10 protein-coding genes and 1 rRNA gene are annotated in these 10,628 nt (G+C 67.8%); all 11 read left to right on the top strand.

All coding sequences use genetic code 11. The features are described 5' to 3' along the window. A 5S ribosomal RNA gene (gene rrf, locus ACZ7M7_RS21625) occupies positions 1 to 95 on the top strand; the annotation flags it as partial. 109 nt (positions 96 to 204) lie between these two features. Beyond that, positions 205 to 813: a CDP-alcohol phosphatidyltransferase family protein gene (locus ACZ7M7_RS21620; protein WP_383616935.1), complete on the top strand. Its 609-nt coding sequence runs from the start codon at positions 205 to 207 to the stop codon at positions 811 to 813. 114 nt (positions 814 to 927) lie between these two features. Continuing rightward, positions 928 to 3,423 carry a sugar phosphate nucleotidyltransferase gene (locus tag ACZ7M7_RS21615; RefSeq protein ID WP_383616938.1) on the top strand — a complete coding sequence of 832 codons (2,496 nt, stop codon included), beginning with the start codon at positions 928 to 930 and terminating at the stop codon, positions 3,421 to 3,423. Positions 3,424 to 3,529: 106 nt separating this feature from the next. Further along, a complete protein-coding gene (locus ACZ7M7_RS21610; RefSeq protein WP_383616941.1) occupies positions 3,530 to 4,435 on the top strand; it encodes a DUF881 domain-containing protein in 906 nt (301 codons plus the stop codon). Then, entirely contained in the window at positions 4,432 to 4,764 is a 333-nt protein-coding gene (locus ACZ7M7_RS21605) for a small basic family protein (RefSeq protein WP_003988855.1), read from the top strand. The genes ACZ7M7_RS21610 and ACZ7M7_RS21605 overlap by 4 nt, the downstream gene beginning before the upstream one ends. 5 nt (positions 4,765 to 4,769) lie before the next feature. Continuing rightward, the gene (locus tag ACZ7M7_RS21600; RefSeq protein ID WP_472119241.1) at positions 4,770 to 5,624 is read left to right on the top strand and encodes a DUF881 domain-containing protein; all 855 of its coding nucleotides are present in this window, start codon (positions 4,770 to 4,772) and stop codon (positions 5,622 to 5,624) included. Between the two features lie 61 nt (positions 5,625 to 5,685). Beyond that, positions 5,686 to 6,591: an FHA domain-containing protein gene (locus ACZ7M7_RS21595; RefSeq protein ID WP_369269762.1), complete on the top strand. Its 906-nt coding sequence runs from the start codon at positions 5,686 to 5,688 to the stop codon at positions 6,589 to 6,591. 41 nt (positions 6,592 to 6,632) lie between these two features. Beyond that, positions 6,633 to 7,370, top strand: coding sequence for a transcriptional regulator FtsR (ftsR, locus tag ACZ7M7_RS21590; protein WP_383616947.1), 738 nt, complete (start codon positions 6,633 to 6,635; stop codon positions 7,368 to 7,370). 85 nt (positions 7,371 to 7,455) lie between these two features. Further along, entirely contained in the window at positions 7,456 to 7,929 is a 474-nt protein-coding gene (locus ACZ7M7_RS21585; protein WP_004002801.1) for a bifunctional nuclease family protein, read from the top strand. A gap of 263 nt (positions 7,930 to 8,192) precedes the next feature. Beyond that, entirely contained in the window at positions 8,193 to 8,855 is a 663-nt protein-coding gene (locus tag ACZ7M7_RS21580; RefSeq protein ID WP_383616950.1) for a MerR family transcriptional regulator, read from the top strand. A 129-nt stretch (positions 8,856 to 8,984) separates the two neighbouring features. After that, positions 8,985 to 10,469: a DNA polymerase IV gene (locus ACZ7M7_RS21575; RefSeq protein ID WP_472119235.1), complete on the top strand. Its 1,485-nt coding sequence runs from the start codon at positions 8,985 to 8,987 to the stop codon at positions 10,467 to 10,469. Positions 10,470 to 10,628: the final 159 nt, after the last annotated feature.

Raw genomic sequence — 10,628 nt, 5'->3', positions numbered from 1 at the left:
AAACGCCCGGTTACATTCCGAACCCGGAAGCTAAGCCTTACAGCGCCGATGGTACTGCAGGGGGGACCCTGTGGGAGAGTAGGACGCCGCCGAACTCCTTTTAGAGCTCTGGCTCTTGGGCATACAGCCCGAGGGCCAGAGCTTTTTTGTGTTGAGGTAGGGTCAGGGGGCATCGTAGGTACGTTTCCCACAGGAGGCCCCCGGGTGGAGGTCCAGGAGACTCGCGTCCAGACGGATCGAGTGCTCACCATCCCCAACATCCTCAGCATGGCGCGGCTCCTTGGCGTGCCGCTGTTCCTGTGGCTGATTCTCAGGCCTGAGTTCGGTGGGCCCAAGAGTGACGGCTGGGCACTTCTGGTGCTGGCTCTGAGTGGCGTCACCGACTACCTGGATGGCAAGCTCGCGCGGCGCTGGAACCAGATCAGCAGCCTGGGCCGGCTACTCGACCCCGCGGCAGACCGGCTCTACATTCTCTCGACTTTGGTCGGCCTCACCTGGCGCGAGATTCTGCCGGTCTGGTTGACCGCTGCACTTTTGGCGCGTGAGCTGCTTCTGCTGGTGATGGTGGGCATCCTCAGGCGCCATGGCTATCCGCCACCGCAAGTGAACTTCCTTGGGAAGGCTGCCACGTTCAACCTGATGTACGCCTTCCCGTTGTTGCTGCTCAGCGACGGAAGCGGGTGGATCCCGTCACTCGCTGCTATTTTCGGATGGGCGTTCGCCGGATGGGGTACAACCCTGTACTGGTGGGCAGGAGTCCTCTACGTGGTACAAGTCCGCCGCCTGGTCCGTGCGGACGCCATGGCCGATTGAACTCGCGGATTGGAGAGCCCGTAGCGCTCGATGGCCCGCGGCGGAAAAGTGCGGGACAATCTGGACGGGTGAAGTCGGCTAGACAGTCGTCTCTTCGAGGAGGACGCTTCCGACATGAAGGCCGTCGTGATGGCCGGGGGCGAAGGCACGCGCCTTCGCCCTATGACCTCAAGCATGCCCAAGCCGCTCCTGCCGGTGGCCAACCGGCCGATCATGGAGCACGTTCTGCGGCTGCTCAAAAGGCATGGGCTGAATGAAACCGTCGTGACAGTGCAGTTCCTGGCCTCCCTGGTCAAGAACTACTTCGGTGACGGTGAAGAGCTCGGAATGGAGCTCAGCTATGCCAATGAGGAGAAGCCACTCGGTACCGCCGGAAGCGTCAAGAACGCCGAAGAGGCGTTGAAGGACGATGCTTTCCTCGTCATCTCCGGCGATGCCCTGACCGACTTCGACCTCACCGAGCTGATCAATTTCCACAAGGAAAAGGGATCGCTCGTCACGGTCTGTCTGACGCGTGTGCCCAATCCGCTGGAATTCGGCATCACGATCGTCGACGAGGAAGGCAAGGTCGAGCGCTTCCTCGAGAAACCGACCTGGGGTCAGGTTTTCTCGGACACGGTGAACACCGGCATCTATGTCATGGAGCCCGAGGTCTTCGACTATGTCGAGGCCGACGTCCCCGTGGACTGGTCCGGCGACGTCTTCCCGCAGCTCATGAAGGAAGGCAAGCCCATCTATGGCTATATCGCCGAGGGATACTGGGAGGACGTCGGCACCCACGAGAGCTATGTGAAGGCGCAGGCCGACGTCCTGGAGGGCAAGGTCGACGTCGAGCTCGACGGCTTTGAGATCTCCCCCGGCGTCTGGGTGGCAGAAGGCGCCGAGGTACATCCTGATGCCGTCCTTCGTGGGCCCCTGTATATCGGGGACTATGCCAAGGTCGAGGCTGGTGTGGAAATCCGTGAGCACACCGTCGTCGGCTCGAACGTGGTCGTGAAGAGCGGAGCCTTTCTTCACAAGGCTGTCGTGCACGACAACGTGTACATCGGGCAGCACAGCAATCTTCGCGGGTGCGTCGTCGGGAAGAACACCGACATCATGCGGGCGGCCCGGATCGAGGACGGCGCGGTCATCGGTGACGAGTGCCTGATCGGTGAAGAATCGATCGTCCAGGGCAATGTGCGCGTCTATCCGTTCAAGACCATCGAGGCCGGCGCCTTCGTCAACACTTCGGTGATCTGGGAGTCCAGGGGCCAGGCGCATCTGTTCGGTGCCCGTGGCGTCTCCGGAATCCTGAACGTGGAGATCACGCCCGAGCTTGCCGTGCGACTCGCCGGCGCGTATGCGACGACCCTGAAAAAGGGCTCGACCGTCACCACGGCTCGCGACCACTCCCGCGGTGCCCGTGCACTCAAGCGGGCGGTCATCTCGGCGCTGCAGGCCAGCGCCATCGACGTACGGGACCTGGAGAACGTACCGCTGCCCGTGGCGCGGCAGCAGACTGCGCGGGGCAGTGCCGGCGGGATCATGATCCGTACGACGCCCGGAGTGCCGGATTCCGTGGACATCATGTTCTTCGACGGGCGGGGTGCCGATCTGTCGCAGGCCAGTCAGCGGAAGCTGGACAGGGTCTTCGCGCGGCAGGAGTACCGGCGTGCGTTCCCCGGAGAGATCGGGGATCTGCATTTTCCGGCCAGTGTCTTCGACTCATACACCGGGTCGTTGTTGCGGAACGTCGATACGACGGGGATTTCGGAGTCGGGGCTCAAGGTCGTCGTCGACGCGTCGAACGGCAGCGCGGGGCTCGTGCTGCCCAGCCTGCTAGGCAAGCTCGGTGTGGACTCGCTGACGATCAACCCCGGTCTCGACGAGTCGAGGCCCACGGAGTCGGCGGATACGCGCCGGTCGGGGTTGGTGCGGCTGGGAGAGATCGTGGCGTCCGCACGGGCCGCGTTCGGGGTGCGGTTCGACCCGGTCGGTGAGCGGCTCTCGCTGGTGGACGAGAAGGGGCGGATCGTCGAGGACGACCGGGCTCTGCTCGTCATGCTCGACCTGGTGGCCGCGGAGCGGCGTAGCGGGCGTGTGGCGCTGCCGGTGACCACGACGAGGATCGCTGAGCAGGTGGCGGCCTACCACGGGACACAGGTGGAATGGACGACGACCTCGCCGGACGACCTGACCCGGGTCGGTCGTGACGACACGACGATCTTCGGCGGCGACGGCAGGGGCGGGTTCATCGTCCCCGAGTTCAGCAGTGTCTTCGACGGTACGGCGGCTTTCGTTCGGCTGATCGGGCTGGTAGCGCGGACGCAGCTCACGCTCAGCCAGATCGACGCTCGGATTCCGCGGGCCCATGTCATCAAGCGGGATCTTGCGACCCCCTGGGCCGTCAAGGGACTCGTGATGCGCCGGGTCGTGGAGGAGGCCGGGGATCGCTTTGTCGACACGACCGATGGTGTGCGGGTCGTGGAGACGGACGGGCGCTGGGTGATGGTGCTGCCCGACCCGGCCGAGGCGGTCACCCATCTGTGGGCGGAGGGCCCGGACGACGCCTCCGCACAGGCTCTGCTCGACGAATGGGCGGCGGTCGTGGACAGCGCCGGCCGCTGAAGCACGGCCCACGCGCGCGTGCCGGACAGGCCTCCCCAGGAGGCCTGTCCGGCACGCCGGTGGGGCCATTCGGAGGTATCGGCGGCGACGTGCGACGATGTGCGGCATGCCGCAGCAGCCCCCCGTTCGGAGCACACCTACGCGCCCCGCGCGCCCGGACGCGTCCATGTCGCTGCTCACCAATGTCATGGATCACAGCCTCGACGACGGTTACGCCGAGGCAGCCGCGCGCAAGAAGGCCGCGGGCGACGGAGGGCTGCCCAAGACGCTGAGGGCGAAGCTGGGGCTCGCTGCCGGTCTGGTGCTCGCGGCGCTCGTGGTGACCGTGGGGGCGGCTCAGGCGCGGGTCGCGGCGCCCGTCGTGGCCAAGGAGCGCGAGGAGCTGGTAGACCGTATCGACCGTGAGACCTCGGCGGCGGACCAGCTGGAGGAGACCGTCGACGAGCTCCGCGATGACGTCAGCGCCCGGCAGCGTGAGGCGCTGAAGTCGACCGGTGACAGCGACCAGGGGGAGCTCGTGGGCATCCTGGCGGGCGCTGTCGAGGTGCACGGGCCCGGTGTGAAGCTGATCGTCAACGACGCCAAGGAGACCGTCTCGGGGGGCGACGGCGACCCGCGCGCAACATCCGGGTTCTCCGACACCGGCCGGGTGCGCGACCGTGACATGCAGCGTGTGGTCAACGGGCTGTGGGAGTCGGGCGCCGAGGCCATTTCGATCAACGGGCAGCGGTTGACCGCCCTGTCGGCGATCAGGGCCGCGGGAGACGCGATACTGGTCGACAACAAGCCGCTGGTTCCGCCGTACACGGTGCTCGCGGTGGGGGATGGCGAGCGGTTGAGCACCAGGTTCCAGGACAGCGCCGACGGCCTGTATCTGCACGCCCTGCAGGAGAACTTCGGGATCCGGACCGGCATTTCCGTGCAGGGCGACCTCCGGCTGCCCGCCGCCCCGAGTGTGACCGTACGTACAGCACAGCCGAATACCGAGAACACCGAGAAGGGCACATCGTGATCGCCGTACTGGGCCTCGTCGTGGGCGTCGTGGCCGGCCTGTTGGTCCGGCCTGAGGTTCCGGCGGTCGTCGAGCCGTATCTGCCGATCGCCGTCGTGGCGGCCCTCGACGCCGTCTTCGGAGGTCTGCGGGCCATGCTCGACGGCATTTTCGACGACAAGGTCTTCGTCGTGTCGTTCCTGTCCAACGTGGTCGTCGCCGCGCTGATCGTGTTCCTGGGCGACAAGTTGGGCGTGGGCGCCCAGCTGTCCACCGGTGTGGTCGTCGTGCTCGGGATCCGTATCTTCTCCAACGCCGCGGCCATTCGCCGGCACGTGTTCCGGGCGTGAGGCCGATGAGTAACGAGGACCAGACGCCGGAGAACAGGCTGCGCAAGGAACTGCCCGAGGAGATGCCGGCGGGTGCGACCGAGGCCGTGGACAACGCCTCGCAGGACGCGGACGGCACCGAGGGACCCACGACCGGCCTGACCGGTCGGCAGCGGCTCGTGAAGGGGCTGTGGCCGCCGCGGGTCAGTCGGGCCCAACTCATCGTCGCCGTCCTGCTGTTCGGCCTCGGCTTCGGCCTGGCCGTCCAGGTCGCGTCGAACAGTGAGGGTGACGGTGCCCTGCGCGGCGCACGTCAGGAAGATCTCGTTCGCATCCTCGATGAACTGGATGACCGTACTCAGCGTCTTGAGGACGAGAAGCAAGGTCTCGAGAAGCAGCGCGATGAACTGGAGAACAGTTCGAACCAGGCCGAGGAGGCCCGCAAGCAGACGGTCGAGAAGGAGAGACAACTCGGCATTCTGGCGGGCACGGTGGCGGCTCAGGGACCCGGCATCACGATGACCATCGACGACACGAAGGGGACGGTCGAGGCGGACATGCTGCTCGACGCGATCCAGGAGCTGCGCGCGGCCGGCGCGGAAGCGATCCAGGTGAACGGCGTACGCGTCGTCGCCGGCACCTATCTGACTGACGCCGGCAACAGCGTTGGCGTCGACGGGAACAAGATCAACGCTCCCTATCGTTTCAAGGTCATCGGCAAGTCGCAGGACCTCGAACCAGCCCTCAACATCCCTGGCGGCGTGGTTCAGACTCTCGAGAAGGAGCAGGCCACCGTGACCATCGAGCGGTCGGACAAGATCGTCGTGGACGCCTTGCGAGCGGCGAAGCGGCCTGACTACGCTCGGTCGTCCTCCCAGTGAACCGACGGTGCATGGGGGACGTCAGGCGAGGGCATGAGGTTGCGGGGGGTCGGCGCACCGAATGGGTGGTGCGTGGTGGAAACTGTCTGGTGGAGACGGACGTTGTGAAGATGTCCGGGTCGGACAGGGAGTGCAGTCAGGGTTCGTCCTGCCCCACGGGCGGGTCTGTTTCGGTCAAGGGGAATCGCCCGTGAAGTTGTTTGCGAAGTTGTTCGGCAAGAGCGCGCGAGAGGGTAGCGACAACGCGACCGCTCGTCACCGCGCACAGGGGGACGATGAGGGCCAGCGCCCCCTGTTCAGGGACCAGGTACCTGGGCCGGGTGGTGACATTTCCGGTGGTCAGGGCGCGCCGTCAGTTGACCCTGGCCAGTCCGGCGGCATAGGTTTCGGGCAACCGTCAACCTCAAGTACGGGTGGAGGGTTTTCCCCGATGTCGGCCCTGGTGTGTACGAGGTGCGGTAACCGCAACGCGGAGAACAGCCGCTTCTGTTCCAACTGCGGCGCCCCGCTGCGGCCCGGTGCGACGCCCGAGCGTCCGTCCGAGACGACCTCCACGATCTCCATCTCCGGTCTTGAGGCCTACGACGCCGAGACCACCGGTCAGACGGCTATCCCGGCGCTGTCTCCGGAGGCGCAGGCTGCCGTCGACGCGCTGCCCCTGGGCTCCGCGCTCCTGGTGGTGCGCCGCGGGCCGAACTCGGGCAGCCGGTTCCTGCTGGACGGCGATCTGACCACGGCCGGTCGGCACCCGCAGAGCGACATCTTCCTGGACGACGTGACGGTCTCGCGTCGGCACGTGGAGTTCCGTCGCGCTCAGGACGGCTCGTTCACGGTGGCCGACGTCGGCAGCCTGAACGGCACGTACGTCAATCGCGAGCGGATCGACCAGGTCGCTCTGAACAACGGTGACGAGGTGCAGATCGGCAAGTACCGGCTGGTCTTCTACGCGAGCCAGCGGGGCTACTGACCCTCCCCCGGAGCCCGTCCGGGGAGACCCAGGGAAGGTCCATGCTGAAAACACCGAGCGGCGGTGCCGGGCACGGCATCGCCGCCACGGACGGTCGGCTGATGAGCATCGGCACGGTGCTGAACGTGCTGCGCGACGAGTTCACTGACATCACCATCTCCAAGATCCGCTTCCTGGAGTCGGAGGGTCTCGTCGAGCCGCAGCGGACCCCCTCGGGGTATCGCAAGTTCAGCGCGCAGGACGTCGAGCGGCTCGGTCACGTCCTGCGGATGCAGCGGGACCACTATCTGCCGCTCAAGGTGATCCGCGAGCACCTGGACGCCATGGAACGCGGTGAGGCCGCACCGCTGCCGACCGTGTGCCGGCAGCGCGATGGAGAAACGGTCCTGGAGCCCGTCGAGGCGCCCGCGGCGGCCCGGATCGGGCGGGCCGAGCTGCTCGTCGCCGCCGAGATCGGTGAGCAGGAGCTCGCGGAATGGGAGTCGTACGGCCTGATCGCCCCGTTGCCCGACGGGGCGTACGACGCCGAGGCGGTCACTGTGGCCTCGCTCGTTGTCGAGCTGGGGCGTTTCGGCATCGAACCACGGCATCTGCGGGTGATGAAGGCCGCCGCAGATCGTGAGGCCGGGCTCGTGGACCAGGTCGTGGCACCCCTGCGGCGGCACCGCAATCCGCAGACCAGGGCTCATGCCGAGGCGCGTACGAAGGAACTGGCGGGGCTTGCCGTGAAGCTGCACGCCGCACTGGTGCAGACCGCTCTCGGGGTGCGGCTGCCCTGAGCCTGGCAGGGGCGGGGAGCCCGGATCGGCCACCCGTTCTCGGCCCGACTACCCAAACGTCCCGAGCACGGCCTAGGGTTGCTGTGTGAACGAGCTCGATGTCGTAGGTGTCCGGGTCGAAATGCCCTCCAACCAACCGATCGTGCTCCTGCGTGAAGTGGGAGGCGACCGCTACCTCCCCATCTGGATCGGGCCGGGGGAGGCGACGGCGATCGCCTTCGCCCAGCAGGGCATGGCCCCCGCGCGACCGCTGACCCACGACCTGTTCAAGGACGTGCTGGAGGCCGTCGGCCAGGAGCTCACCGAAGTACGCATCACGGATCTGCGTGAGGGCGTCTTCTACGCCGAGCTGGTCTTCGCCAGCGGCGTCGAGGTGAGTGCCCGCCCCTCCGATGCCATAGCGCTGGCCCTGCGCACCGGAACGCCCATCTACGGCAGCGACGGCGTGCTCGACGACGCGGGCATCGCGATTCCGGACGAGCAGGAGGACGAGGTGGAGAAGTTCCGCGAGTTCCTCGACCAGATCTCGCCCGAGGACTTCGGCACCAGCAGTCAGTGAGGCGGCGTGGGCGGCCCGGCGGACTCGCGGTCCGTGGTGGTGCGGCCCACAGTCCGTTACGGCTCAAATGCCGGCATTTGCCAGCGGCGAGGAAGAGCGTCCTGCGGCCTGCTCCGAGCGCATTCGGCTAGCCTTTCCCCGCGGTGGGGCACGGGAAACCACTCCTAGGGTGATTATCACTCGGCGTGCCGAGTGTGGCGATCGTTGACGCACCCCTGGTGACTGCCTACCGTCGAGAAGGCAGGTCAAGGACGGAGGTCGGCGTGAGAAGCAGCGGCGACGGTACGGCTGGGGGTGCCCCCGGACGCAGTCTCGGGGCGAGCGGCCCGTACCCGCTTCACAGCAGCCCGCTTCAGGGCAGCGCGGCCGATCACGCTCCGCAGCGACCGACGGCCGTGCCGAGCAGCGGCGGAGGGGCGGCGTCCATGGCGACCGAGCAGATCGGCTATCGCGGTCCGACGGCCTGTGCGGCCGCGGGCATCACATACCGGCAACTGGACTACTGGGCGCGCACCGGCCTTGTCGAGCCCAGCGTGCGGCCCGCTCATGGGTCGGGGACGCAGCGGCTCTACAGCTTCCGGGATGTCGTCGTCCTGAAGATCGTCAAGCGGTTCCTGGACACCGGTGTGTCTCTGCAGAACATCCGTACCACCGTCCAGCATCTGCGGGAGCGCGGCTTTCGGGATCTCGAGCGCCTGACGCTGATGAGCGACGGCGCGACGGTCTACGAGTGCAGCTCCCCGGACGAGGTGCACGCGCTGCTCCAGGGTGGGCAGGGGGTCTTCGGGATCGCCGTGGGCGTGGTGTGGCGGGACGTCGAGAGTGCCTTGTCGCAGCTGCACGGGGAGCGGATCGACACCGGGGAGACGCTGGTCGGGCACAATCCGGCGGACGAGCTGGCGCGGCGGCGCAACCGGGCGGTCTGAGCAGTCTTCGCCGGCGCACCTGCGCAGTGGTGCGGCGGGCGTGCCGGGTGGGTCGATCGGTCGGCCCGGGGCGCCGTATCAGGCCGTTGCAGCAGGGCATTGTCAGTGGCGTGAGGCAGCATCGGAGATGTGAGGAACGCGCCTACGATCCTGCATCTCGACATGGATGCCTTCTACGCCTCGGTGGAGCAGGCATCCAAGCCGAGCCTGCGCGGGAAAGCCGTGATCGTGGGCGGGCTCGGGCCGCGGGGAGTCGTCGCCACCGCGTCCTATGAGGCTCGGGTGTTCGGGGTGCACTCGGCGATGCCCATGGGGCAGGCGCGTCGGCTGGCGCCCAATGCCGCGTATCTCGTGCCGCGCTTCGGGATCTACCGCGACATCAGCGAGCAGGTGATGGGCCTGCTGCGGGAGCTGTCGCCGCTGGTGGAGCCGCTGAGCCTGGACGAGGCGTTCGTGGACCTGGAGGCCGGTGGAGTCGCCTGGGACGAAGAGTCCGCGCGGCTGGTGGGAGTGAAGCTGCGCGCCGACATACGGGCCGTCACCGGGCTCGCGGGGTCGGTGGGCCTGGCCGCCTCCAAGATGCTGGCGAAGATCGCCTCGGAGGAGGCCAAGCCCGACGGGCTGGTGGTGATCGAGCCGGGGACGGAGCGGGCGTTGCTCGCGCCGATGTCGGTGCGGACCTTGCCGGGGGTGGGGCCGGCGACCGGGGATCATCTGCGGCGGGCCGGGATCCACACGGTCGACGAGATCGCCGAGGCGGGCGAGGACGAGCTCGTGCGGCTGCTGGGCAAGGCCCATGGGCATGCCCTGTACGCCATGGCGCTGGCGCTCGACGAGCGTCCCGTGGTGGCCGAGCGGGAGGCCAAGTCGGTGTCCGTCGAGGACACGTACGACGTGGACATCCATGACCGGGTCCGGGTGGGGCTCGAGGTGCAGCGGCTGGCCGATCGTTGTGTGCGACGGTTGCGGGGGGCCGGGTTGTCCGGGCGGACCATCGTGCTGAAGGTACGGCGGTACGACTTCTCGACGCTGACCCGGTCCGAGACGTTGCGGGGGCCGACGGATGATCCGGGTTTGGTGCGGGAGGCTGCGCTGCGGCTGCTGGATTCCGTGGACACGACGGGTGGGGTGCGGCTGCTGGGAGTCGGGGTCAGCGGGCTGGCCGACTACACGCAGGAGGATCTGTTCGCGCAGGTGGCGGGGGAGCGGGGCGAGCACGGCGAAGAGGGCGACCGCGAGGAGCCAATGGCGGAGCGGGAGGCTGCGCTGCCCGTCGAGCGGCGGTGGGTTGCGGGGCACGATGTGCGGCACGTCGAGTACGGGCCCGGGTGGGTGCAGGGGAGTGGGCTGGGGCGGGTGACGGTGCGGTTCGAGACGCCTGAGTCGTCGGAGCCGGGGCGGGTGCGGACGTTTCGGGTTGACGATCCGGGGCTGGAGGCGGCGGAGCCATTGCCGTTGGTGCGGGGGAGACCTGGGGTGTCTGAGGGAGACGGGGGAGACGCGGGAGGTGGGGGAACTGGGCCTGGTGGGGTTTTAGAGGTGGAGGTCGGTCACCTGGGGCGGGAGAGGGGCGGCGGAGGCATGGGAGAGGCACCGCCTGTGGTGCCTGGGTAGGGCGTGGGCGGGCGGAACCGGACGTGCGGTTGGTTCCGGGCGCCCGGCGTTGCGGTTGCAGTATGGGGTGGGTCGCTCGCCCGCGCTTGCGGGATGCCGCTGCGCCCGCCCGTGCCGCTCCAGCGGTACGACTGCCCGCGGCCAGGTGTGTCGTCGGGT

This window comes from Streptomyces sp. NPDC111606 (genome assembly GCF_055656945.1).
This window is presented reverse-complemented; position numbering and strand designations above follow the sequence as displayed.

Excerpts from the sequence above, each read along its gene's own strand:
- ACZ7M7_RS21615 (WP_383616938.1), top strand. The coding sequence starts at position 928 with ATGAAGGCCGTCGTGATGGCCGGGGGCGAAGGCACGCGCCTTCGCCCT.
- ACZ7M7_RS21610 (WP_383616941.1), top strand. The coding sequence starts at position 3,530 with ATGCCGCAGCAGCCCCCCGTTCGGAGCACACCTACGCGCCCCGCGCGC.
- ACZ7M7_RS21600 (WP_472119241.1), top strand. The coding sequence starts at position 4,770 with ATGAGTAACGAGGACCAGACGCCGGAGAACAGGCTGCGCAAGGAACTG.
- ACZ7M7_RS21595 (WP_369269762.1), top strand. The coding sequence starts at position 5,686 with ATGGGTGGTGCGTGGTGGAAACTGTCTGGTGGAGACGGACGTTGTGAA.
- ftsR (WP_383616947.1), top strand. The coding sequence starts at position 6,633 with ATGCTGAAAACACCGAGCGGCGGTGCCGGGCACGGCATCGCCGCCACG.